We start from the raw sequence: 22,735 nt of genomic DNA on the forward strand, positions 1-22,735 counted from the left end.
GCAGGGCCCGCCGCCCGCCGCGTGGCCGCAGCACGCGCAGCAGCATGCCGCGGGGCCGCTCGCTCCGCCGGCCCCGCCCGCGCCCGCCCCGCAGCAGGCGCCGCAGCAGCCGGCCCCGCAGGCGCCCGAGCCGGCCCCGGCCGCCCAGGCCCAGCCGGCGGCCCCGTCCGGCGAGGGCCCGTACGTGACGCCGCTGGTGCGCAAGCTCGCGGCCGAGCACAACGTCGACCTCGGCACGGTGAAGGGCACCGGCGTCGGCGGCCGCATCCGCAAGCAGGACGTCCTGGAGGCCGCCCGCGCCGCGCAGGAGGCCGCCGCCCGGCAGCAGGCCGCGCCCGCCCCGGCCGCCCCCGCCGCGCCGGTCCCGGCGCCGGCCGGCCGGCACGCCGCGCCCGCCCCCGCGGGCGCCCCGGCCGAGCAGCTCGCGCTGCGCGGCCGCACCGAGAAGATGTCCCGGATGCGGCAGACGATCGCCCGCCGCATGGTCGAGTCGCTGCAGGTGTCGGCGCAGCTCACCACCGTGGTCGAGGTGGACGTCACGCGGATCGCGCGGCTGCGTGAGCAGGCCAAGGCCGACTTCGAGGCCCGCGAGGGCGTCAAGCTGTCGTTCCTGCCGTTCTTCGCGCAGGCGGCGGTCGAGGCGCTCAAGGCGCACCCGAAGCTGAACGCGGTCATCAACAGCGAGACCAACGAGGTCACCTACCACGACGTCGAGAACCTCGGCATCGCGGTGGACGTGCAGGAGCGCGGCCTCATGGTCCCGGTCGTGCACAACGCCGGGCAGCTGAACCTGGGCGGCCTCGCCCAGCGGATCGCCGACCTCGCCGAGCGCACCCGCGCCGGGAACGTCAGCCCGGACGAGCTGGCCGGCGGCACGTTCACGCTGACCAACACCGGCAGCCGCGGCGCGCTGTTCGACACCCCGATCCTCAACCAGCCGCAGGTCGGCATGCTCGGCACCGGCGCCGTGGTGAAGCGCCCCGCCGTCATCGACGACCCGCAGCTCGGCGAGGTCATCGCGGTCCGCTCGATGGTCTACCTGGCGCTGACCTACGACCACCGGCTGATCGACGGCGCGGACGCCGCCCGCTTCCTCGCCACGATCAAGCACCGCCTGGAAGAGGGCAACTTCGACGCCGACCTCGGCCTGTAGCAGCCTGTAACTGAGGGCGTCCTGGTCGCTGGAGCCCCGCCGCGCTTTATGGGCGGCGGGGCTTCGGCGCGTCCGGGGAAACGCGGGACCGGGGTGAGAATCTCACCGTCCGGTGGCATCGTCCGCCTAGTGTGGGGTGCATGAGGGTCACCGTCACGGGCTCGTCGGGCCTCATCGGCTCGGCGCTGGTGCAGTCACTGCGGGAGGACGGCCACGACGTCGTCCGGCTGGTCCGGCGGGAGCCGGCGCGCGACGACGAGGCGCGCTGGTCCCCGGCGGACGGCTGCGTCGAGAAGGACTCCCTGGAGGGCGCGGACGCGGTCGTGCACCTGGCGGGCGCCGGGGTCGGCGACCGGCCGTGGACGAAGGCGTACAAGCGCAAGATCAGGGAGAGCCGGCTGGCCGGCACCCGGACGCTCGCCGAGGGGATCGCGGCGGCGAACCCGCGGCCCCGCGTGCTGGTGTGCGGGTCGGCGATCGGCTACTACGGCGACACCGGCGACCGGGAGGTGGACGAGGACTCCCCCGCCGGGCGGGGCTTCCTCGCCGACCTCGTCCGCGACTGGGAGGCGGCGGCCGAGCCGGCGCGGGAGGCGGGCGTCCGGGTCGTGCTGCCGCGCACCGGGGTCGTGCTGGCCCGCGAGGGCGGCATGCTCGGGCGGACCCTGCCGCTGTTCCGGCTGGGGCTCGGCGGCACGCTCGGCGACGGCCGCCAGTGGACGAGCTGGATCTCCCTCGCCGACCAGGTCGCGGCGCTGCGGTTCCTGATCGACGAGGAGATCGCGGGGCCGGTCAACCTGACCGCGCCGAACCCGGTGACGAACGCGGCCTACACCCGGGCGCTCGGCCGCGTCCTGCACCGGCCGGCGCGGCTGGCGGTGCCGCGGTTCGCGCTGCGGGCGGCGCTGCTCGGGTTCGCCGACGAGGGTCCGCTGGTCAGCCAGCGGGTGCTGCCCCGGCGGCTCACCGACGCGGGGTTCCGGTTCGCGCACGAGCACGTGGACGAGGCCCTCGCCGCCGTCCTGTGAGTCCCAAGATTCGTCAAAGTCCCGGCCGGCCCCATTCGGTAGTCATACGGTGACATTGGGACAGCCCGGCTCAAGAGGAGAGTGAATGAGCACTGACGGACAGCCGCACATCCTCGCGATCGGCGGCGGCACCTTCGTGCCCGACGGCCGGGACGGGCTCGCGCCCAGCCCGCTGCTGCGCTACGCGTTCGACCTGACCGGGCAGGACCGGCCCCGCGTCTGCGTCGTCACGACCGCGATGGGGGACGCGCCCCAGTACATCGCGCGCTCCTACGCCGCCTTCTCCGCCCTGGACGCCGAGGTCAGCCACCTGGCGCTGTTCCCGATGCCGAACGTCGCCGACATGCGGGCGCACCTGCTCACCCAGGACCTCGTCTACGTGGGCGGCGGCAGCGTCGCGAACCTGCTGGCGCTGTGGCGGCTGCACGGGCTCGACGAGATCATGCGGGAGGCGTGGCAGGAGGGCGTCGTGCTGTCCGGGCAGAGCGCGGGCGCGCTGTGCTGGCACGTCGGCGGCAACACCGACTCGTTCGGGCCGCAGCTCGCGCCGATGACCGACGGCCTCGGGCTGCTGCCGTTCTCGTGCGGGGTGCACTACGACAGCGAGCCGCAGCGCCGGCCGCTGCTGCAGCAGCTCGTCGGCGAGGGGACGCTGCCAGGCGGGTACGCGGCCGACGAGTCGGTGGCGCTGCACTACGTCGGCACCGAGTTCGTCCAGGCCGTCTCCTACCGGCGGGACGCGGGCGCCTACCGCGTCGAACCGGACGGGCCGGGCAAGGCGAAGGAGACGCGGCTGGAGCCGCGGCTGCTCGCCGCCCTCTGAGGAGCGGCCGCGCCGCCCGCGGCATAAGCTGGCCGGGTGAGCGATGTGGACGTACGCGAGCTGGTGGTGGTGCACGCGGGGTTCGGCGAGGCGGCCGTCCCCTACGAGGCGGGCTGGGAGCTGCAGAAACGCACCCACGCGCTGCGGGTGGACGACGCCATCCCCGACACCGTGCTGCTGCTGGAGCACCGGCCGGTCTACACGGCGGGCAAGCGGACCGAGGCGCTCGACCGGCCGTTCGGCGACCCCGGCGCACCGGTGATCGACGTCGACCGCGGCGGCAAGATCACCTGGCACGGGCCGGGGCAGCTCACCGGCTACCCGATCGTCCGGCTGCCCGACCCGGTGGACGTCGTCGGCTACGTGCGGCTGCTGGAGCGGATGATGATGGACGTCTGCGCCGAGCTCGGGCTGGCGACGGCGACCGTGGAGGGGCGCAGCGGGCTGTGGGTGCCGGGCGCGCCCGACCGCAAGATCGGCTCGATCGGGATCCGGGTGGCGCGGGGCGTGGCGATGCACGGCTTCATGCTGAACTGCGACAACGACATGGGCTGGTTCGACAAGATCGTCCCCTGCGGGATCCGGGACGTCGGGTCGACCAACCTCAGCCGGGAGCTCGGCCGGGAGGTCACGGTCGCGGAGGTCGTCCCGCTGGTCGAGCGGCACCTCGCCGCGGTGCTCGGCGCGGCGGAGACGTTCCACCGCACCACGGCGCAGCTCGGCGTGTCAGCGGATCAGGCCATGACCTTGTAGACGGCCTGGCCCTCGGCGGCCGCCGCCGCGAAGAACCGCGTCAGCCCCTCGTAGGCGGGCTTGAGCACCTTGTCGCGGGCGGCGCCGTCGAGCCGGCCCGCGTCCTGCACGCCGGCCCTGTTCATCGCGGCCGGGTCGAACCGGCCCGCGACCTTCGCGAACGGCGTCGCGGCCAGATGGTCGGCGGTGGGCTTGACCCGGTCCGGCGCGAGGAAGATCACATCCATGCCGAGTTCGTCGGCGCCGTCCTCGGTGAGCAGCCGGCCGCCGCACACGACGTCCGCCTCGGGCTGCCGCCCGTCCCACGGGTCGCCGGTGACGAGGTAGTGCACCGCCTGCCACGCCCAGCCCAGCTCGAACAGTCCCGGCGCGCCGCGGCGGCGCCAGTCGGGGGCACCGAAGATGTGGCGGGCGACGCGGCCGGGATCCGGCTCCCCCTCCAGCACCGGCGGCACCCTGAGGTACGACATTGCCAGACCCACTGCGGTCCTCCTGCTAACGCTGTTGCGTGACGACAGGGAGTCACCCTAGAGAGATCCACTGTCGACCATGGCCGAAACACGCGAATCGGCTACACGACCGGGGTACTGTCATACGTTCGAGATCGCTCCGATACGCCATCGAGGCCCCGTCGGCCGAGGTGCCGCCACCGGAGATCGGGACGTAGTCTGGGACGCGTGACGACGGTGACACCCGAGGGACGCAAGCTCCTGCGCGTCGAGGCGCGCAACAGCCAGACCCCGATCGAGCGCAAGCCAGAGTGGATCAAGACCCGGCTGAAGATGGGCCCGCAGTACCGCGAGCTCATCGGCCTGGTGAAGTCCGAGGGCCTGCACACGGTGTGCCAGGAGGCCGGCTGTCCCAACATCTTCGAATGCTGGGAGGACCGCGAGGCCACCTTCCTCATCGGCGGCGACCAGTGCACCCGGCGCTGCGACTTCTGCCAGATCGACACCGGCAAGCCGAAGGCCCTCGACCGCGACGAGCCGCGCCGCGTCGCCGAGTCCGTCGCGACGATGGGGCTGAAGTACGCGACCGTCACCGGCGTCGCCCGCGACGACCTGGAGGACGGCGGCGCCTGGCTGTACGCCGAGACCGTCCGGCAGATCCACGCGGCGGTCCCCGGCTGCGGCGTGGAGCTGCTGATCCCCGACTTCAACGCCGTGCCCGAGCAGCTCGCCGAGGTGTTCTCCACCCGGCCGGAGGTGCTGGCGCACAACGTGGAGACCGTCCCGCGGATCTTCAAGCGGATCCGGCCCGGGTTCCGCTACGAGCGGTCCCTGGAGGTCATCACCCGGGCCCGCGAGGACGGCCTCGTCACCAAGTCCAACCTGATCCTCGGCATGGGCGAGACCCGCGAGGAGGTCTCGCAGGCGCTGCGCGACCTGCACGAGGCGGGCTGCGAGCTCATCACGATCACCCAGTACCTGCGGCCGAGCCCCCGCCACCACCCGGTGGAGCGGTGGGTGAAGCCGGAGGAGTTCGTGGAGCTGTCGGCGGAGGCCGAGGAGATCGGGTTCGCGGGCGTCATGTCCGGGCCGCTCGTCCGGTCCAGCTACCGCGCCGGGCGCCTGTACCGGCAGGCGATCGAGGCGCGCGCCTAGCGGGGGTTGTCGGGTCAGGCGACCGACCCGACTATCCTTGTATTCATGTCGAAAAAGCCCACGGACGGGGCCCAGGAGCGTCCGGGCCGCCTCAAGCAGATCCGCATGGTCGCCCAGGTGCTCCGCCAGGCCGACCCGAAGGCGCTGCCGATCGTGTTCGCCTCGGCGATCGGGACCCTGGTCGTCGTCATCGTCATCGGGCTGCTCGCCGGCCAGCTGTGGTTCTTCATCCCGCTGGGCATCCTGGCGGCGCTCGCCGTCGGCATGATCGTCTTCGGCCAGCTGGCGCAGCGCGCGCAGTACAAGGTGATCGCGGGGCAGCCGGGCGCGGCCGCCGCGATCCTGAAGAACATGCGCGGCAACTGGACGGTCACCGAGGCGGTGAGCGGCAACCGCAACCTCGACATGGTGCACCGCGCGGTCGGCCGACCGGGCGTGATCCTCGTGTCGGAGGGGCCGCGCAACCGCGTCGGCCCGCTGCTCGGCGCCGAGAAGAAGCGCATCTCCCGCGCCGCCCAGCAGGTGCCGATCTACGACGTGCAGGTCGGGGACGACGAGGGCCAGATCACGGTGGACAAGCTGCAGCGCCACCTGATGAAGCTGCCCCGCAACCTCACCAAGGGGCAGGTCGCGGAGCTGAACGACCGGCTCCAGGCACTTCCCCGGTCGATGCAGATGCCGAAGGGGCCCATTCCGAAGGGCGTGAAGATGCCGAAGGGCCCCAAGCCGAAGACGCGGTGAACCGGAAACGCACCGTGCAGGAAAGCGATGAGCGAGAGCGCCCCCGCGGGGGCGCTCTTCTCGTTTCCGGTGCGAAGTCCGCCGAGGCTAGATGTTGACGACGGCCGTGTTGCTGGCGCGGTCGTGCAGGCCCCGGTAGTCGCGGTCCCAGAACAGCGCGGGCAGCACCAGCAGGAGGAGCGCCGCCCGGGCCAGGCCGAAGCCGAGCCCGACGGGCCGCCCGTCCAGCCGGACGACGCGGATGCCGGCGAGCCGCTTGCCGATCGTGATGCCGAGGAACGCGGTCAGCACCCACGCCTGCAGCCCGAAGATCGCCAGCGTCCACAGGCTGCGCTCGGCCGGCTCCCAGCCGAACCCGCGCGCCAGCAGGCTCGCGACCAGCATCGACAGGCCCCAGTCGAGGAACAGCGCGATGAGCCGCCGGCCGTAGGAGGCGACGGCGCCGCTGCCCTGCTCCGGCAGCCCGAGCCGCTCCCCGGGCCGCCCGAGGTCGGCGCCCGCCGCGCCCGCGCCGCTCAGCCACGTCTGCGTCCACCGGGGCCCGGCCGCCCGCCCCTTACCACCGCTCATGGCATCTACGCTATCCCGTCCGCCGAGGCGTTCCGACGGGCCCCGAGTGACGCGTAACACAGCGGAAACATACGAGACACGGCCGGGAAACGGCGCCGACCTAGCTTTTTCAAGAAGCCGAGATGCGCCTTGAGGAGGCCGGATGTTCACCAGCGCCGACGAGGTACTGAGCTATATCAGGAACGAAGGTGTGCGGTTCGTCGACTGCCGGTTCGTGGACCTGCCCGGCAAGATGCAGCACTTCACGTTCCCGGTGGAGAGCTTCGGCGAGAGCGTCTTCACCGAGGGGCTGATGTTCGACGGCTCGTCCGTCCGCGGCTTCCAGGAGATCCACGAGTCGGACATGCTGCTGCTCCCGGACCCGACGACCGCCGTCGTCGACCCGTTCCGCCAGCACAAGACCCTGAACCTGAACTTCTTCGTGCACGACCCGCTCACCGGCGAGCCGTACAGCCGCGACCCGCGCAACGTGGCGAAGAAGGCGCAGGACTACCTGCGCGGCACCGGCATCGCCGACACCTGCTACTTCGGCCCCGAGGCCGAGTTCTACATCTTCGACGACGTCCGCTTCGAGACGAAGCAGAACGCGGGCTACTACTACCTCGACTCGGTCGAGGGCGCCTGGAACACCGGCCGCGAGGAGCCCGGCGGCAACCTCGGCGCCAAGCCCCCCTACAAGGGCGGCTACTTCCCCGTCCCGCCGATGGACCACTACACCGACCTGCGTTCGGAGATGGTGGCGCAGCTCCTCGACGTCGGCATCCACGTCGAGATGCAGCACCACGAGGTCGGCACCGCCGGCCAGGCCGAGATCGACTTCCGCTTCGACACGCTGCTGAAGACCGCCGACCAGCTCCAGCTCTACAAGTACATCGTCAAGAACGTCGCGCGCGCCGCCGGCAAGACCGTCACGTTCATGCCGAAGCCGATCTTCGGTGACAACGGCTCCGGGATGCACTGCCACCAGTCCCTCTGGAAGGACGGCGCGCCGCTGTTCTACGACGAGGTCGGCTACGCGGGCCTGTCCGACAACGCCCGCTACTACATCGGCGGCCTGCTGAAGCACGCCCCGTCCCTGCTGGCGTTCACGAACCCGACGGTGAACAGCTACCACCGGCTCGTCCCCGGCTACGAGGCCCCGGTCAACCTGGTCTACTCCCAGCGCAACCGGTCGGCCTGCATCCGCATCCCGATCACCGGCTCGAACCCGAAGGCCAAGCGGGTCGAGTTCCGCGTCCCGGACCCGTCCTGCAACCCGTACCTGGCCTTCTCCGCCATGCTCATGGCGGGCCTGGACGGCATCCGCAACAAGATCGAGCCGGCGGAGCCGGTCGACAAGGACCTCTACGAGCTCCCGCCCGAGGAGGCCCGCGCGATCCCGCAGGTGCCGGGCTCGCTCCCCGAGGTCCTCGCGGCCCTGGCCGACGACCACGACTACCTGCTGGAGGGCGGCGTCTTCACCCCGGACCTCATCGAGACCTGGATCACGATGAAGAACGAGTTCGAGATCGACCCGATCCGCCTCCGCCCCCACCCCCACGAGTTCGAGCTGTACTACGACATCTAGGCCGACCGGCGCTGCACGCGGCCTGGAGGACGCCCCGCGCCCTCCAGGCCGCAGCCATATGCCGCCAACAGCACCTCCAATTCCCATCGAGCCTGGCCGGGATCGTGGCAAGGAGCCAGGGGGTCGCCCGTGGAGGCGATGAACCACGGCACGCCGCCCACGCCCGGCTTCACCCAGACGCTCTCCCCCACTTCCGGGAGCGCGGGCGAGAAAACTCGCAGGATTGGCGGCGAATCCCCGTAGCGCCGTGCCGTGTTCCAGCCCGCACTTCTGAGGGTCTCGCCGAGGCGGTCGAGGTGCTCGGTGGGGGTCACTCGGCACGCCAGATGATGCTGCCGGTGGCCTCGTCGCGCCAGGCTTCGCCGACCGTGCGGAGGTCGATGTAGGCGGTGGTGCCGTCGGGGGCGAGGGCGACGTGCCGCACCCTTCCGGCGCGGCTCTCCAGGTCGCGCAGGCCCTCGTGGACGTGCCGGATCGCCACATTGCGGTCGTCGGTCACCCCGGCCCGCCCCGCGTCCCCACCCCACACATCCCACGCGTAGAGCCTGAGCGGTTCACGGGTCGGGCGCACCCTGTGGATGTAGTACGTCATGGAGGCAAGACTCTCCGTGACCGCACGACCGATCGGACAGGGTTTCTGTCCCTGTGTCAGACGAGAAGACCGATCCGACCTGCCAAATCTCGGGCATCTCGCCGCATTGCGGTCGGCCCATCTTTCGCCAGTTCGACGGTCATACGGCGCGCGTACCCGTTGTAGCGGACGGTCTCCGGCGCGGCGATGTAGGCATGGTCGAGCATGCCGAGCGTCGCGGCATCGTCACCCGCGAGCTGACAGGCCCGGGCCGCCTCGATCAAATGCCGGCCGCGCCTGGGTTGGGATGGAATCGCAGACGCCTCGGCTCTGCGGGCCTGTTTGCGTGCCTCGCCCGCCTGCCTCAGCTCGACCGCGATCGTCACCGCGTGGGCGCCCATGATGACCTGCGAGAACGAGGTCATCGGATCGTAGTGGGACGGCGGGAGCGTCTTCGCGATCCGGTCGGCCCGGTCCCACCAGCGCCATGCGGTCCCGGCCTGCCCGGCCCGCGCCGCGGTGTAGGCGACCTCGTGGTGGAGGGCACCCCACATCGCCCGCAGTTCGGCGTCCGCGTCCACTACGTGGGGCCTGAGGAGGTCGAGGCCCTCCCGGTTGACGGCTTCGGCCGCGTCGAAATCACCCGCGTCCCGGTGCGCCTGCGCGGCCAGCCACACGGCGCCGCCGAACGCCTTGGGGTCCTCCGACTCCTCGGCTGCCATGATGCTGCGCTCGACGATGCGCCACAGCAGGTCGGCGGACGGCTGATACGCCACGTAGAACTGTGCGAGGTTGTAGATCCGCGCGAGGAGCGACAGGGCGCGCCGGCGCTGCGCGCCCTCGTAGCCGCGCACGGCCTGCTTGGCGTCGCGGATGAGTTCGGGGAGCAGCCCGCCGAGGACGGTTCGGTGGTCCGGGGAGGCGTGCCTGGCCCGCCATGCCGCGTCGAGGCGCGCCTGCAAGTGGTCCAACGGGCTCGGCGGGCCGGTCATCGCCACGGCCACGGCATTGATCGCGTCCCGAACGTCGTTGAGCGCCGGGTGGCCCGGGCCGCGGAACATGCTCATCGGGACCGGCTCTCCGCCCGTGAGCTTGCCGACGTCCCGCAGTTTGAGGGCTTCGGCGAGACTGAGCAGCGTCGGGAGCTTGGGCTGGCCGATCTCTCCCCGCTCCACGGCCTTGACCCACCGCGCGTTCCTGCCGATGAGGCCGCCGAGTACCTCACGCGACATCCCGCGCCGCTCCCGGTAGTACCGGATGCGCTGCCCCACGGTGAGGTCGGGGTCCGCGGGGTCCATACTCCGCTCGTTCAAGGCCCAGCCCTTCCTCCGAGTCGCGACGCTTACAGGCTAGGCCGGGGGGTTGGGGTTTCCCAGGGGTTTGGGGTGGGGGCGCTGGCATTATGGGCGCGGAGGGGCTGGATGAGGGACTATGCCGGGCGCGTCCTGCGGGACGCGGAGGCGCTGCTGGACGCCGTGCGCGGGCTGGAGGGCGAGCGGCGGCGGCTGCGGGGCGAGGTGGAGGCGGCCGTCGGGGCGCTGCGGCGGGAGGCGGCGCGGGAGCGGCTGCGGTCCGTGCCGGTCGCGCGGCTGAAGGAGGTCGCGGACGGGCCGTTCCGGCTCGGGCCGGTGCACGGCGCGGAGTTCGTCACCGTGGTGGACGTCCTCGACTCGACGCCCCAGGGGCTCCGGCTGCTGCGGGGCATCGGGCCGGTGACGGCGGATCGGCTGCACTGGGCGGCCGTGCGGCTGGCGGAGGCGGCGGGGCGGGCGGCGGATCCGGGCATCGACCTCGGCCGGCCCGAACTGGAGCCGCTGGTGATCGCGGTGCACTGGCTGGTGCACGTCGATCCCGCGCAGGCCGATGTCGTGGTGGAGAGGGTTCCGTCGCTGCTGAGGCAGGCCCGGCGCAGGAGATTCCTGCCGCAGTCCCGGCGGAAGCGGCGGGCGGTCGCCGAGCTGGCGGAGATCCTTGAAACCGCCGCGGTCGTGCCGCCCGAGGTCTCCGGTGAGGAGGCGCGGCGCGACTACGAGCGGCGGGCGGCCGACTACCTCGCGGTGCTGGCGGACGTGGCGGGAGTCGCGCCCGAGGGCGAGGCCGCGGAGGGCTTTCTGCCGCCTGAGGCGGCGGCACGGGTCGCGGCCCAAAGGCTCGACGAGATGCATCTGAAGGTGCCGCTGGCGGATTACCAGGCGTTCGGGGCCCGGTTCGCGCTTGAGCGGCGGCGGGCGATCCTGGGTGACGGGATGGGGCTCGGGAGGACGGTCCAGGCGATCGCCGCGATGGCGCATCGGCGGGCGGAGGGCGTGACGCGCTTCCTGGTGGCCTGCCCCGCGAGCGTCCTGCCTTCGTGGGTTCGCGACGTCGAGGCGTGCAGCGCGCTGCCGGCGCGGCCGCTGCACGGTCCCGGCCGGGCCGCCGCCGTGCAGAGGTGGGCCGACGACGGCGGCGTCGGTATCGTGCCGTTGGAGTCTCTGGCCGACCTGTACGTCTCCCCGGACGTCGCGGTAGGGATGTTCGTGCTGGACGAGGCTGACCGTGCGAAGAATCCCGACAGCGCTCGTGCGCGGGCGATCGGTTCCTGGGCCGAGCGCGTGGACGACGCCCTCTTCCTCACCGGGCTGCCGATGCGGGAACGGGCGGAGTGCTTCCGCACGCTGGTGGAGCTGCTCGGTTCCACGGTCCGTCCGGAGTACGCGGTCCTGGGGTCGCGGGAGTTCCGGGCGGGCGCCGCGCCGGTGTACCTGCGGCGGGAGCAACAGGACGTGTTCAGGGAGCTGCCCGATATCGTGCGCGTGGACGAGCTGGTGGCGTTCAGCCGGGCCGACCGGGCCGCCTACCGGGACGCGGTCGAGGCGGGCGACTTCGATGCCATGCGACGGGCCGCGTACGCCGTCCCGAAGACGTCCGCGAAGCTCAGGCGGTTGCGGCGGCTGGTCGAGGAGGCGGCCGCGGAGGGCTTGGAGACCGTCGTGCTGTCCTGCTTCCCGGAGGTGCTGGAGGCCGTCCGGGACGCGGTCGCCGTCGCGACGGCCGGGATCGGCGCGCCGCCTCCGCCAGGCGCGGCCGTGGTGATCCTCTGCGAGCCGCAGCCGGACCGGGACCTGGAGGCCCGCGCGATCGGCCGCCTCCAAGGCCGGGCCGGTCCCCTGCTGGTGCACCGGCTGGTGGCGCCGGGCGTTGACGAGCTGGTGGGCGGCGATCCCGCACGGATCATCGAGGACGAGCAGGCGCGGTGGGGAGCGGAATGACCGGCGAGGCCAAGGACGTCCTGCGGGACGGGTCGGCGCTGCTGGGTGCCGCGCGCGATCTGATCGCCGATCACCGGCGGGCCGTGGCGGACGTCCACGCCGCGCTGGCGCCGCTGCGCGCCGAGGCGGCGAAGGGGCAGTTGCGGGAGATCCCGCTGGCGCGGTTGAAGGACGTCACGGACGGGCGGCTGCGGCTCGGCCCCCTGGAGGAGGCGGGGTTCGGCAGCGTCGCGGACGTCCTGGAGGCGACCCCGTACCGGCTCCAGCTGCTACCGGGCATCGGGCCGCAGACCGCGCAGCAGCTGCACGCGGCGGCGGGGAGCCTGGCCGAGGCGGCGGAGCGGTCGGTGAGCGTCCGGATCGACGTCGACCGGCGGGACGAGGCGATGGCTCCGGTGGTGGTCGCGCTGCACCGGCTGGTCGGCGCGGGGCCGGAGCTGCCGAGGGCGCGGGCCGCCGCCGACGGGCTGGACGAGCGGCTCGGCCCGCTGGTGCACGACGCGCGGCCGGCGGGGTCGTGGTGGCGGCGGGCGTTCGCGCGGCCGGCGAAGCGGGAGCGGGCCCGGGAGGCGGTCGGCGAGCTGGCGGCGGCGCTGCGGGAGGCGCAGGGCGCCCGGCTGCTCATCTCGCAGGCTTCGGTGGACCTGCTGCGGCCGCACGTCTCGCCGGACGAGGCGTGGATCGACTTCGAGCTGCGCGCGTCCGACTACCAGACCCTGCTGGCGGAGCTGGCGGCGGCGGGGCCGGAGCGGGAGGCGGCCGAGGGGTTCCTGCCGGACGACCTCGCGGCGCGGGTCAAGGCCCAGCCGCTCGACGACGCCCACCGGCGGGTCGCACTGCGCGGGTACCAGGCGTTCGGGGCGCGGTTCGCGCTCGCGCAGCGGCGGGTGATCCTCGGCGACGAGATGGGGCTCGGGAAGACGGTCCAGGCGATCGCCGCGATCGCGCACCTGCGGGCGGAGGGCGCGACGCACTTCCTGGTGGCCTGCCCCGCGAGCGTCCTGATCAACTGGGTGCGGGAGATCGAGCGGCGCAGCGCGCTCGCCGCGCATCCGCTGCACGGCAGCGGGCGGGCCGCGGCGCTGGAGGCGTGGGTCGCGGGCGGCGGCATCGCGGTGACGACGCTCGCGACGCTCCACGGCCTCGACGTCCCGGACGGGGTCCGGCTCGGCATGTTCGTGGTGGACGAGGCCCACTACGCCAAGAACCACGAGACCCGGCGGGCGCGGGCCGTGGCCGCCTGGTGCGCGCGGACCGAGCGCGTCCTCTTCCTCACCGGCACCCCGATGGAGAACCGGGTGGAGGAGTTCCGCAGCCTGGTCGCGCACCTGCGGCCCGAGCTGGCCGGGGAGATCCGGTCGAGCGACGCGGCGCTCGGGGCGCGCGCGTTCCGGTCGGCGGTCGCGCCGGTCTACCTGCGCCGCAACCAGCGGGACGTGCTCGTCGAACTGCCCGAGGTGGTGCGCGTGGACGAGTGGGAGGAGTTCAGCGCGGCGGACGAGGACGCCTACCGGGCCGCGGTGCTCGACGGCAACTTCATGGCGATGCGCCGCGCCGCCTACGCCGTCCCGGACAAGTCGGCGAAGCTGGACCGGCTCACCGAACTGGTGGCGGAGGCCGCCGAGAACGAACTGAAGGTCGTGGTGTTCTCCTACTTCCGGGACGTCCTGGACGCGGTGCGGGACGCGCTCGGAGCGGCGGCGCGCGGGCCGATCAGGGGCGACACGCCCCCGGCACGGCGTCAGGAGATCGTGGACGCGTTCACCGCCGAGCCGGGGCACGCCGTCCTGCTGGCCCAGATCGAGGCGGGCGGGGTCGGGCTCAACCTGCAGGCCGCGTCCGTGGTGATCATCTGCGAGCCGCAGGTGAAGCCGACGATCGAGACGCAGGCGATCGCCCGCGCGCACCGGATGGGGCAGGTGCGGACGGTGCAGGTGCACCGGCTGCTGACGCCCGGCGGCGTGGACGAGCGGATGCTCCAGATCCTGGCGCACAAGGCCCGGCTGTTCGACGAGTACGCGCGCCGCAGCGACCTGGCGGAGCAGGCGCCGGAGGCGCTCGACATCTCCCAGCAGGACCTCGCCCGGCAGATCGTCGCCGAGGAGCGGGAGCGGCTCGGGGCCTGAACGCGGGCCCCGAGCCGGCGGCGGTCAGGCGCGCAGGAACTCGAGGAGGTCGCGGGTGAAGCGCTCCTTGTCGCCCGGCACCATCGCGAGGCCGTGCGAGCCGCCCTCGTACACCTTCAGCTCGGCGTCGGGGATGATCTCGACGGACTTGCGGGCGGTGGCGTCGATCGGGACGATCTGGTCGTCGTCGCCGTGGATGATCAGCGTCGGGACGTCGAACCGGCGCAGGTCCTCGGTGAAGTCGGTCTCGGCGAACGCCGTGACGCAGTCGACGCCGGCCTTGACGCTCTCCTGCATGGCCATGAACCAGAACGCGTTCCGGTTGCCCTGGGTGGCCTTGGTACCCGGCCTGTTGGCGGAGAAGAAGCTCTCGGACGTGTCCATCCAGAACTGCGACCGCTCGTTCAGGATGCCCTTCTTGATGTCCTCGAAGACCTGGGCCGGCACCCCTTCGGGATTGGTGCCGGTCTGCATCATCAGCGGCGGGATCGCCGACAGCAGCACCGCCTTGGACACGCGGCTCGTGCCGTGCCGGCCGATGTAGCGGGCCAGTTCCCCGCCGCCCATCGAGTGCGCCACCAGGACGACGTCCCAGACGCCGAGCGCGTCGATCAGGTCGTTGAGGTCGTCGGCGAAGGTGTCGAAGTCGTAGCCGTCCCAGGGCTGGGACGAGCGGCCGTGGCCGCGGCGGTCGTGCGCGATGGCGCGGAAGCCGGCGTCGGCGACCGCCTTCATGTGGTCGTCCCACGCGTCGGCGTTCAGCGGCCATCCGTGGATGAAGAGGACCGGCCGCCCCCGGCCCCAGTCCTTGTAGTAGATCTCCGTGCCGTCACGTGTCTTGATGTGCCCCATCGGTCCCCCGAATCGATGATGCCGTGGCCTGCGGCGGCCCGGTCCCGGCGCCGCCTCCACCCCGGATACCCCGTGGTCTTCCGGGAAACGTCGTCGGGAAGAACGCGCCGGGACGCCGTGTTCACCTGGCGGGTATCGGACGATCAAAGGGGATCCCATGGCCGAGGTCAGGGTGGAGCGCACCGAGGACGGCTTCCGGGCGGTGAACGCGCGGGGCGCGGAGGTCGCGATCGGCGACGGCGACGCCGCGGGCGTGTTCACGCCGGTCGAGCTGCTGCTGGCGGCGCTCGGCGGCTGCGAGCTGGTCACGGTCGAGCCGCTGACCGCGCAGCGCGGGCACCGGATGGCGCGGCTCGCCGCGACCGTCCAGGCGGACAAGGTCGCGACGAGCACGCTGGGCACGATCACGGTGACCTACGACGTGGAGCTGCCCGAGGGCGACGCCAAGGCCGAGGACGTCCTGAAGGCCGTGGCGGCGCGCGTCCACGAGCGGTACTGCACGGTCGGCGAGGCGCTCCGGGAGCCGAAGAAGGTCGAGCAGGTCGTCTAGTAGCGCAGGCCGTGCCCGTACGGGTACAGGCCCTTGATCGTGACCGGCAGGCGCCCGCCGGGCCGCGCGCCGAACACGACGCGGGCGGCGGCCTCGTGCATGGTCCGGTCGACGCGCTGGGTCCGCGCGGTCGTCCCGTAGGTGGCGATGTAGGCGGGGACGTCCGGGTAGGACGCGATGTCGTACGGCAGGCCGATCGCGACGGCGGCGACCGGCTTGCCCGTCTTCTGCAGCGCCCTGACGAGCCCGGCCTGCCCCGCCGGCAGCGGTCCGGAGGAGAACGTGGCGACGAGGACGCGGTCGGCGCCGGCGGCCCGCCGGACGGCCTCGGCGATCTCGGCGCCGGTCGGGTCGGTGGTCGCGGCCTGCCGGCTCTCGACGGGTCCGCGCGCGACGGCGGCGACCGCGTCCGCGAACTCCCCGGTCTGCACGGTGCCGGCGACCAGCGTCCGCTCGGGCGAGGCCGGGTCGAACGGAAGGACGCCGCCGTCGTTCTTCACCAGCGTGGTGGCGGCGAGGCCCATCGTGAGGGCACGGCGCCGGAAGGCGGCGTTCCCGGCGATCCGCTCCGCGCGGGCCGGGTCGGCGTACCGGTGCTCGGCGACCCGGTAGGCGCATTTGAGCGCGAGGACCCGCCGCACGGACGCGTCCACCCGCGCCTCGCTCAGCTCCCCGGTCCGCATGGCGTCGCGCAGGGCGCCCACCGCCTCGGCGTGCGCGGTGTAGTCGCCGGTCGACATGATGACGTCGGCACCCGCCCGGACCGCCATGACGGTGGCCTCGCGGGTGCCCCAGTTCTTGGCGATCGCGTCCATGTCCATGGCGTCGGTGACGATGAGCCCGTCGAAGCCCAGCTCGTCCCGCAGCAGGCCGGTCAGCACCTTGGGCGACAGCGTCGCGGGCAGGTCGGGGTCGATGGCCTTCACCACGACGTGCGCCGTCATGATCGCGTCGGCGCCGGCCGCGATGGCGCGGCGGAACGGGGGCAGGTGGACGCGGTCGAGGGTCGCGCGGTCGTAGCCGACGGACGGCAGCCCGAGGTGGCTGTCGGTCTCGGTGTCGCCGTGCCCGGGGAAGTGCTTGGGCGTGGCGATCATCCCGGCCCGCCGGTAGGCGCGGACCTGCGCCTCGACGAGCCCGCCGACGAGGCCGGTCCGCTCCCCGAACGAGCGGACGCCGATGATCGGGTTGGCGGGGTTGGTGTTGACGTCGGCGACGGGCGCGTAGTTCCAGTGGAAGCCCATCGCGCGCGCCTCGGCGGCGGTGACGGCGGCGGCCTCGCGGGCGAGCCGGGGGTCGCGGGCGGCGCCGAGCCCCATCGCGTTCGGCAGCGGCGTGGTGCCCTCGCGGACGTTGTGGGTGGTGCCGAACTCGAAGTCGCCGGAGACGAGCAGCGGCAGGTGCGGCCGCGTGCCGGCGGCCCAGCGCTGGAGCCGGTCGGCGTAGCGGGCGGCGAGGCCCGGCGTGCGCGGCTCGGAGGTGATCACCGAGCCGATCTTCAGCTCCTGGATCGTGCGGCGGGTCCGCTCGGAGGGCATGCCGTCCGAGCCGTCCTCGGTGACGGCCATGACGAGCTGGCCGGCCTTCTCGGCGCCGGTCATCCGGGACAGCTGCGCGCCGGGGTCGCAGCCGCCGGGGCGGGTCCGCGCCCGGGCGGGCGTGGACGCGGTCGGGCAGAGCGCGACCCCGAGGGCCGCGATCGCCGCGATGGACACCAGGGTTCGGCCGCCGTTCGTCCTCATGTGGTCTAGACCAGTCCCCATCGGCGTCCGGATCAAGGGACAAAAGGTGCCAAACCTCCGCGCAGGGACCGGTGAGAGCCGGGTCAGCCGCAGGTCGTGCCGGGGGCCGGCGTCCGGCCGTCCAGGAGGTAGGCGTGCACGGCGGCGCGGACGCAGGGGTCGCCGGTGTCGTAGGCGCCGTGCCCCTCCCCCTTGAGGGTGAGGAGCACGGCCCGGCCGCCGAGCGCGCGCGTCAGCGCCGGCGCCCACGCGTACGGGGTGGCCGGGTCGCCGGTGTTGCCGACCACGAGGATCGGCGCGGCGGACGGGGCCGACACCTCCCGCGCCGTCCCGTCGCCCGGGACCGGCCAGCCCGTGCACTGGAGCAGCCCCCACGCCATCGAGGGGCCGAAGACCGGCGAGGCGTCGCGGAACTTCGGCAGCAGCCGCCGCACGTCCGCGGGAGTGTGGCGTTCGGTCGTGTCGGCGCAGGTGATGGCGGTGTTGGCGGCGGACAGGTTGCTGTAGGTGCCGTCGCCGGACCGGCCGTTCTGGACGTCGGCGAGCATCAGCAGCAGCGAGCCGTCGCGGCGCTTCACCGCGTCCACGAGGCCCTGGGCGAGGTAGGGCCAGGCGTCCCGGGAGTACAGCGCGGCGGCGACGCCGGTCGCGCCGAGGCTCTGGGTGAGCTTGCGGCCGGACGACGTCGCGAGCGGTCTCCGGTCGAGCCCGGCGAGGATCCGGCCGACGGACGCGGCGACCGCCGGGCCGTCGGCGCCGAGCGGGCACGACGTGCGGCCGAGGCGGGCGCAGGCGGCGGCGAAGCCGCCGAGGGCGCGCTGGAACGCGCCGGCCTGCTGGAGGGCCAGGTCGGCGGCGCCGATCCCGGTGTCGACGGCGCCGTCCAGGACGGCCCGCCCGACGCCGCCGGGGAACTGGTGGGCGTAGGCGGCGCCGAGCCAGGTGCCGTAGGAGACGCCGAAGTAGTGCAGTTTCGGGTCGCCGAGCGCGACGCGGATCGCCTCCATATCGCGGGCGGCGTCCTTGGTGCCGACGTGGGGCAGCAGGTCGCCCGAGCGGGTCGCGCATCCCTTGACGAAGGCGGCGCGGGCGTCGATGTACGCGGTCTCCTCGGCGGCGGTGTCGGGGGTGTCGTCCAGGGCGGCGAGCCGGTCCAGGCGCCGGTCGTCCACGCACCGGACGGGGGCGCTGCGCCCGACGCCGCGCGGGTCGAAGCCGACCAGGTCGTACCGGGCGCGGAGCGCGGCGTACTCCCCCGCGGCCTGGACGAGCGTGTCGACGCCGGCGCCGCCGGGGCCGCCGAAGTTGAACAGCAGCGAGCCGATGCGGCGCCGCCGGTCGGTCGCCGGCACCTTGACCAGGGCGAGGCCGATGGTCGCGCCGGACGGTCGCGCGTAGTCGAGCGGCACCCGGAGCGTCGCGCAGCGGATCCCGGCGGGCCGGGGCGCTCCGCCGGGCGGCGGGGCGGGCAGCCCGGTACAGCGCGCCCATGTCAGGGGCGGCGCGGCGGGCGGGGGCGAGAGCGTCCCCGCAGGCGGGATCGGAGCCGTGCCGACCGACGTGCCGATCGACGTGCCGATGGCGGCGCGGGGCGCGGCGGCCACCGGGCGCCCGTGCCCGGTCATTCCGTGGAGGGACACCAGTCCGGATGCGGCCACTCCGGCGGCGGTCACCAGTGCAATGCCGGAAATGCCCCGGTACTTGGCCATTCATCCCCCTGTTCGTGTCGCGGGGGGCGCTCGTGACCTACCCAGGGCCTCTTATGCTGACTCCTGATCAACTCCATAGGCTCCACGCGCATGGGGGAGCACGCAGGGCATCCGCCCGGCGTCCCCGAGGGCCCTCCCCCGAAAGTCCGGATACCGCATCAGGGTCGTACTACTCAAGGCTGAGATGAAGACCATTCATTGCGGTGATCTCTTTAAGGGGGCCCTGAGGCAAAGATAGGTAGCATGGCTCAACCCGCCCCCCCAGCAGCCCGCAGAGGCCAGGCCGCCGCAAGGATGCGGCACCGGGTGCTCACCGCGCCTCCGGTCTGGCGTGAGCTTCTGCTGGTCGTCCTGTTCTACACCGGATATACGCTGACGCGCGTCGTCCTGGTTCAGGACGGCACGGGCCCGGCGTTCGCCCACGCGGACGAGATCCTGCGCCTGGAACGCCACCTGGGGCTGGACGTTGAGCTGCACCTGAACCACACCCTGCTGGCCGTGCCGTGGCTGGCGCGGACCGCCAACATCTTCTACGCCACGATGCACTTCATCGTGACGCTCGGCGTCGTCGTCTGGCTGTACCGCTACCGCCCGGAGCACTACCGGTGGCTCCGCACGTCCATCATGGTCGCCACGGGGGTCGCGCTCATCGGGTTCTGGCTGTACCCGCTCGCCCCGCCGAGGTTCCTGCACAGCGAGGGCTTCGTCGACCCGGTGACCGCGCTGCACTCGCTCGGCCTGTACGCCAGCGACGCGTCCGGGAGCCTGACCAACCAGTACGCGGCGATGCCGTCGATGCACGCCGGCTGGGCGCTGTGGTGCGGGTTCATCCTGGTCAAGCTGGCGTCGCGGCCGTGGGCGAAGATCCTCGGCGCGCTGTACCCCGCGACGACGGTGTTCGTGATCCTGTCCACCGCCAACCACTACGTGCTGGACGCGGTGGCGGGGATGGCGCTGATCGGCGGCGCCCTGTGGGTGTCGTGGCTGCTCTACGCGCGCTGCCCCGTCCCGATCCTCATCGTGCGGGCCCGGATCACGCACCGGCTCGCGCAGCGCACCGGCCGTGGCCCCGCGACCCCGTCCGGGACGGGCCGAGCCGCCCCGTGCCGGGCGAGCCGGCCCTGACGGCCCTACTACCGGAGTAGTAGGGCCTCCTCCAGTAGTACGTCCCGCTTCTCAGTCGGCTCCATAGAACACGCGGTCGACGACGGCGCGCGCGCGGCGGGTGCAGCGCCGGTAGTCCTCCAGCAGGTCCCCCGTCCCCGGATAGCCGAGGACGCGGGTGACGGCGCTGCGCTCCCGGTGGTGGTCGGTCGGCAGCAGGTCGGACGCGCGGCCCCGCACCAGCATGACGGCCCCCCGGATGCGGGTCGCCAGGCACCACGACTCCGCGAGGACCTCGGCGTCGTCCGCGTCCAGCAGCCGGGCCTCGACGGCGGCGTCCAGCGCGTCCAGCGTCCGGGTGGTGCGCAGGCCGGGGACGTCGTGGGCGTGCTGGAGCTGCAGGAGCTGCGCGACCCATTCCACGTCGGCGAGGCCGCCCGGCCCGAGCTTGGTGTGCAGCCGCCGCTCGACGCCGCGCGGCAGCCGCTCGGTCTCCATCCGCGCCTTCAGCCGCCGGATCTGCCGGACGGCGTCGTCGCCGATGCCGTCCTCCGGCCAGCGGACCGGGTCGATCAGCGCGCGGAACCGCTCGCGCAGCCCCGCGTCGCCGATCAGCGGGTCGGCGCGCAGCAGCGCCTGCGCCTCCCACGGCTCCGACCAGCGGGCGTAGTAGGCGGCGTAGGACGCGAGCGTGCGCACGAGCGGCCCCTGCCGGCCCTCCGGCCGCAGGTTCGGGTCGATCACCAGCGGCGGGTCGGGGGCGGGCAGCGCGAGCAGCCGGCGCAGTTCCTCGGCGACGGCGTGCGCGGCGCGCCCGGCGGCGGCCTCGTCCGCGCCGGGCAGCGGGTCGTGCACGAACATCACGTCGGCGTCGCTGCCGTAGCCGAGCTCGTGCCCGCCGAACCGGCCCATCGCGACCACGGCGAGGCGCGTCGGCAGCGGCTCCCGCGCCTCCATCTCGATCTTGTGCACGGCGGTCCGCAGCGCGGCCTCGATCGTGACGGTGGCGATGCCGGTGAGGGCGTCCCCGACCGTCCGCACGTCGGCCAGGCCGAGCAGGTCGGCGACCGCGACGCGGAACAGCTCCCGGCGCCGCAGCCCGCGCACCACGCCGACCGCCTCCTCGGCCGGCCGGCCGCCCTCGGCATGCCGCCTCACCGCGGCGAGGGCCTCGGCGGACAGCGCCGCGCAGGGCCGCGGGGCGAGGTCGTCCTCGCCGCCGCCGAGCAGCGCGACCGCCTCGGGGGCGCGCAGCAGCAGGTCGGTGGCGTACCGGCTGGAGCCGAGCACCCACGCCATCCGCTCGGCGACGGTCACCTCGTCCCGCAGCAGCCGCAGGTACCAGGGCGTCGTGCCGAGCGCGTCGCTGACCTGCCGGAACCCGAGCAGGCCCGCGTCCGGGTCGGGCGCGTCGGCGAACCAGCCGAGCATCACCGGCAGCAGCGTCCGCTGGATCGCGGCGCGCCGCGACACGCCCGCGGTCAGCGCCTCGATGTGCCGCAGCGCGCCCGCCGGGTCGGCGTACCCGAGCGCCTCCAGCCGGGTCCGGGCGGCCTCGGGGGTGAGCCGGGCCTCCTCCCCCGGCAGCCGCGCCACGGCCCGCAGCAGCGGCCGGTAGAACAGCTTCTCGTGGATGCGGCGGACCTCCCGCGCGTGCCGCCGCCACAGCGCGGTGAACTCCCCGACCGGGTCGGTGCGCAGGCCGAGGGCGCGGCCGAGGCGGCGCAGGCCGTCCGCGCCGTCCGGGACGAGGTGGGTGCGGCGCAGCCGGTGCAGCTGGACGAGGTGCTCCACCCGCCGCAGGAACCGGTACGCCGAGGCCAGCGCCGCCGCGTCGTCGCGGCCGACGTAGCCGCCCTGGGACAGCGCGGCGAGCGCGTCGAGGGTCGCGCGGGCGCGCAGCGACTCGTCGGCGCGGCCGTGCACGAGCTGGAGCAGCTGCACCGAGAACTCGACGTCGCGCAGGCCGCCCGGCCCGAGCTTGAGCTGCCGCTCGGAGTCGGCGGTGCGCCGGTTCAGGTCGGTCTCGACGCGGCGCCGCATGGCCTGGACGTCCTCGACGAAGCTCTCGCCCTCGGCCGCCCGCCACACCACGGGGGTGATCATGTCGAGGTAGCGGGCGCCGAGTTCGGCGTCGCCCGCGACGGGCCGGGCCTTCAGCAGCGCCTGGAACTCCCAGGTCTTGGCCCACCGCTCGTAGTAGGCGCGGTGGCTGGCGAGGGTGCGCACCAGCGGGCCGGCCTTGCCCTCGGGGCGCAGCGCCGCGTCCACCTCCCAGAGGGCGCCCTCCTCGGTGCTGGCCGAGCAGGCCCGCATCATCGCCGACGCGAGCCGCGTCGCGGTGCGCAGCGCGGCGTCCTCGTCGTGCCCGTCGCGGGCCTCGGCGACGAAGACGACGTCGACGTCGCTGACGTAGTTCAGCTCGCGGGCCCCGCACTTGCCCATGCCGATCACGGCGAGCCGGCACGTCCCGTGCTCGGGGACGCCGGCCCGCGCGACCGCGAGGCCCGCCTCCAGCGCGGCGGCGGCGAGGTCGGCCAGCTCGGCGGCGACCGCGGCGACGCCGGCCGCGCCGATGAGGTCGCGGCCGG

19 protein-coding genes are annotated in these 22,735 nt (G+C 73.7%); 11 read left to right on the forward strand and 8 right to left on the reverse strand.

The annotated features are described in order from the left end of the window. The 4 genes from sucB to lipB form a co-directional block, all read left to right on the forward strand. Positions 1-1,153, forward strand: a 1,153-nt coding sequence (sucB, locus tag AB0K34_RS38910) for a 2-oxoglutarate dehydrogenase, E2 component, dihydrolipoamide succinyltransferase (protein ID WP_364553761.1), incomplete at its 5' end; no start/stop codon positions are given. 140 nt (positions 1,154-1,293) lie between these two features. Continuing rightward, positions 1,294-2,181: a TIGR01777 family oxidoreductase gene (locus AB0K34_RS38915; RefSeq protein ID WP_301177458.1), complete on the forward strand. Its 888-nt coding sequence runs from the start codon at positions 1,294-1,296 to the stop codon at positions 2,179-2,181. A gap of 85 nt (positions 2,182-2,266) precedes the next feature. Continuing rightward, positions 2,267-3,004, forward strand: a complete 738-nt coding sequence (locus tag AB0K34_RS38920; RefSeq protein WP_301177457.1) for a peptidase E — start codon at positions 2,267-2,269, stop codon at positions 3,002-3,004. Positions 3,005-3,040: 36 nt separating this feature from the next. Next, positions 3,041-3,757, forward strand: a complete 717-nt coding sequence (gene lipB, locus AB0K34_RS38925) for a lipoyl(octanoyl) transferase LipB (protein ID WP_240808481.1) — start codon at positions 3,041-3,043, stop codon at positions 3,755-3,757. Here the strand turns inward: lipB and AB0K34_RS38930 are convergent. Further along, positions 3,739-4,239 carry a DUF1877 family protein gene (locus AB0K34_RS38930; RefSeq protein ID WP_138640938.1) on the reverse strand — a complete coding sequence of 167 codons (501 nt, stop codon included), beginning with the start codon at positions 4,237-4,239 and terminating at the stop codon, positions 3,739-3,741. The two genes, lipB and AB0K34_RS38930, sit on opposite strands and share 19 nt — an antisense overlap. Before the next feature lie 195 nt (positions 4,240-4,434). On the opposite strand from AB0K34_RS38930, the gene lipA reads away from it, so the two are divergent. Both lipA and AB0K34_RS38940 read left to right on the forward strand, forming a co-directional pair. Next, positions 4,435-5,361 carry a lipoyl synthase gene (gene lipA / locus AB0K34_RS38935; protein ID WP_364553763.1) on the forward strand — a complete coding sequence of 309 codons (927 nt, stop codon included), beginning with the start codon at positions 4,435-4,437 and terminating at the stop codon, positions 5,359-5,361. Positions 5,362-5,406: 45 nt separating this feature from the next. Further along, the gene (locus AB0K34_RS38940) at positions 5,407-6,102 is read left to right on the forward strand and encodes a DUF4191 domain-containing protein (RefSeq protein ID WP_138640940.1); all 696 of its coding nucleotides are present in this window, start codon (positions 5,407-5,409) and stop codon (positions 6,100-6,102) included. A gap of 87 nt (positions 6,103-6,189) precedes the next feature. On the opposite strand, the gene AB0K34_RS38945 is transcribed toward AB0K34_RS38940, so the two are convergent. Continuing rightward, entirely contained in the window at positions 6,190-6,672 is a 483-nt protein-coding gene (locus AB0K34_RS38945; RefSeq protein ID WP_301177455.1) for an RDD family protein, read from the reverse strand. A 142-nt stretch (positions 6,673-6,814) separates the two neighbouring features. Here AB0K34_RS38945 and glnA point away from each other — a divergent pair, with 142 nt between their 5' ends. Beyond that, a complete protein-coding gene (gene glnA, locus AB0K34_RS38950) occupies positions 6,815-8,239 on the forward strand; it encodes a type I glutamate--ammonia ligase (RefSeq protein ID WP_364553766.1) in 1,425 nt (474 codons plus the stop codon). 310 nt (positions 8,240-8,549) lie between these two features. Here glnA and AB0K34_RS38955 read toward each other — a convergent pair whose 3' ends face one another. Together AB0K34_RS38955 and AB0K34_RS38960 are read right to left on the reverse strand one after the other, a co-directional pair. Next, positions 8,550-8,831, reverse strand: coding sequence for a hypothetical protein (locus AB0K34_RS38955; RefSeq protein ID WP_301177454.1), 282 nt, complete (start codon positions 8,829-8,831; stop codon positions 8,550-8,552). Between the two features lie 56 nt (positions 8,832-8,887). Next, the gene (locus AB0K34_RS38960) at positions 8,888-10,108 is read right to left on the reverse strand and encodes a helix-turn-helix transcriptional regulator (RefSeq protein WP_364553768.1); all 1,221 of its coding nucleotides are present in this window, start codon (positions 10,106-10,108) and stop codon (positions 8,888-8,890) included. Positions 10,109-10,231: 123 nt separating this feature from the next. Between AB0K34_RS38960 and AB0K34_RS38965 the strand changes: the two genes are divergently transcribed. Together AB0K34_RS38965 and AB0K34_RS38970 are read left to right on the forward strand one after the other, a co-directional pair. Beyond that, positions 10,232-12,061 carry an SNF2-related protein gene (locus AB0K34_RS38965; RefSeq protein ID WP_364553770.1) on the forward strand — a complete coding sequence of 610 codons (1,830 nt, stop codon included), beginning with the start codon at positions 10,232-10,234 and terminating at the stop codon, positions 12,059-12,061. Beyond that, positions 12,058-14,187 carry an SNF2-related protein gene (locus AB0K34_RS38970; protein ID WP_364553772.1) on the forward strand — a complete coding sequence of 710 codons (2,130 nt, stop codon included), beginning with the start codon at positions 12,058-12,060 and terminating at the stop codon, positions 14,185-14,187. Before AB0K34_RS38965 ends, AB0K34_RS38970 begins: the two co-directional genes overlap by 4 nt. Before the next feature lie 24 nt (positions 14,188-14,211). Here AB0K34_RS38970 and AB0K34_RS38975 read toward each other — a convergent pair whose 3' ends face one another. Next, on the reverse strand, positions 14,212-15,039 hold the full coding sequence (locus AB0K34_RS38975; protein WP_301177451.1) for an alpha/beta hydrolase: 828 nt from the start codon (positions 15,037-15,039) through the stop codon (positions 14,212-14,214). A gap of 157 nt (positions 15,040-15,196) precedes the next feature. Here AB0K34_RS38975 and AB0K34_RS38980 point away from each other — a divergent pair, with 157 nt between their 5' ends. Next, positions 15,197-15,589 carry an OsmC family protein gene (locus AB0K34_RS38980; protein WP_138641965.1) on the forward strand — a complete coding sequence of 131 codons (393 nt, stop codon included), beginning with the start codon at positions 15,197-15,199 and terminating at the stop codon, positions 15,587-15,589. On the opposite strand, the gene AB0K34_RS38985 is transcribed toward AB0K34_RS38980, so the two are convergent. Both AB0K34_RS38985 and AB0K34_RS38990 read right to left on the reverse strand, forming a co-directional pair. After that, positions 15,586-17,331: a glycoside hydrolase family 3 N-terminal domain-containing protein gene (locus AB0K34_RS38985; RefSeq protein WP_364553775.1), complete on the reverse strand. Its 1,746-nt coding sequence runs from the start codon at positions 17,329-17,331 to the stop codon at positions 15,586-15,588. The genes AB0K34_RS38980 and AB0K34_RS38985 overlap by 4 nt on opposite strands. Positions 17,332-17,414: 83 nt before the next feature. Further along, the gene (locus AB0K34_RS38990) at positions 17,415-19,040 is read right to left on the reverse strand and encodes an alpha/beta hydrolase (protein WP_364553776.1); all 1,626 of its coding nucleotides are present in this window, start codon (positions 19,038-19,040) and stop codon (positions 17,415-17,417) included. Positions 19,041-19,346: 306 nt separating this feature from the next. Between AB0K34_RS38990 and AB0K34_RS38995 the strand changes: the two genes are divergently transcribed. Further along, entirely contained in the window at positions 19,347-20,165 is an 819-nt protein-coding gene (locus AB0K34_RS38995) for a phosphatase PAP2 family protein (RefSeq protein ID WP_364553778.1), read from the forward strand. Between the two features lie 51 nt (positions 20,166-20,216). Here AB0K34_RS38995 and AB0K34_RS39000 read toward each other — a convergent pair. Continuing rightward, a partial coding sequence (locus AB0K34_RS39000) for a bifunctional [glutamine synthetase] adenylyltransferase/[glutamine synthetase]-adenylyl-L-tyrosine phosphorylase (protein ID WP_364553779.1) occupies positions 20,217-22,735 on the reverse strand: 2,519 nt, incomplete at its 5' end.

The sequence above is a fragment of the Actinomadura sp. NPDC049382 genome, from assembly GCF_040677125.1.
Taxonomy (GTDB): Bacteria; Actinomycetota; Actinomycetes; order Streptosporangiales; family Streptosporangiaceae; genus Spirillospora; species Spirillospora geliboluensis.

Coding starts and splice junctions, on each gene's coding strand:
- AB0K34_RS38915 (WP_301177458.1), top strand. CDS start 1,294: ATGAGGGTCACCGTCACGGGCTCGTCGGGCCTCATCGGCTCGGCGCTG.
- AB0K34_RS38920 (WP_301177457.1), top strand. CDS start 2,267: ATGAGCACTGACGGACAGCCGCACATCCTCGCGATCGGCGGCGGCACC.
- AB0K34_RS38940 (WP_138640940.1), top strand. CDS start 5,407: ATGTCGAAAAAGCCCACGGACGGGGCCCAGGAGCGTCCGGGCCGCCTC.
- AB0K34_RS38945 (WP_301177455.1), bottom strand. CDS start 6,672: ATGAGCGGTGGTAAGGGGCGGGCGGCCGGGCCCCGGTGGACGCAGACG.
- glnA (WP_364553766.1), top strand. CDS start 6,815: ATGTTCACCAGCGCCGACGAGGTACTGAGCTATATCAGGAACGAAGGT.
- AB0K34_RS38955 (WP_301177454.1), bottom strand. CDS start 8,831: ATGACGTACTACATCCACAGGGTGCGCCCGACCCGTGAACCGCTCAGG.
- AB0K34_RS38960 (WP_364553768.1), bottom strand. CDS start 10,108: ATGGACCCCGCGGACCCCGACCTCACCGTGGGGCAGCGCATCCGGTAC.
- AB0K34_RS38965 (WP_364553770.1), top strand. CDS start 10,232: ATGAGGGACTATGCCGGGCGCGTCCTGCGGGACGCGGAGGCGCTGCTG.
- AB0K34_RS38970 (WP_364553772.1), top strand. CDS start 12,058: ATGACCGGCGAGGCCAAGGACGTCCTGCGGGACGGGTCGGCGCTGCTG.
- AB0K34_RS38975 (WP_301177451.1), bottom strand. CDS start 15,039: ATGGGGCACATCAAGACACGTGACGGCACGGAGATCTACTACAAGGAC.
- AB0K34_RS38980 (WP_138641965.1), top strand. CDS start 15,197: ATGGCCGAGGTCAGGGTGGAGCGCACCGAGGACGGCTTCCGGGCGGTG.
- AB0K34_RS38985 (WP_364553775.1), bottom strand. CDS start 17,331: ATGAGGACGAACGGCGGCCGAACCCTGGTGTCCATCGCGGCGATCGCG.
- AB0K34_RS38990 (WP_364553776.1), bottom strand. CDS start 19,040: ATGGCCAAGTACCGGGGCATTTCCGGCATTGCACTGGTGACCGCCGCC.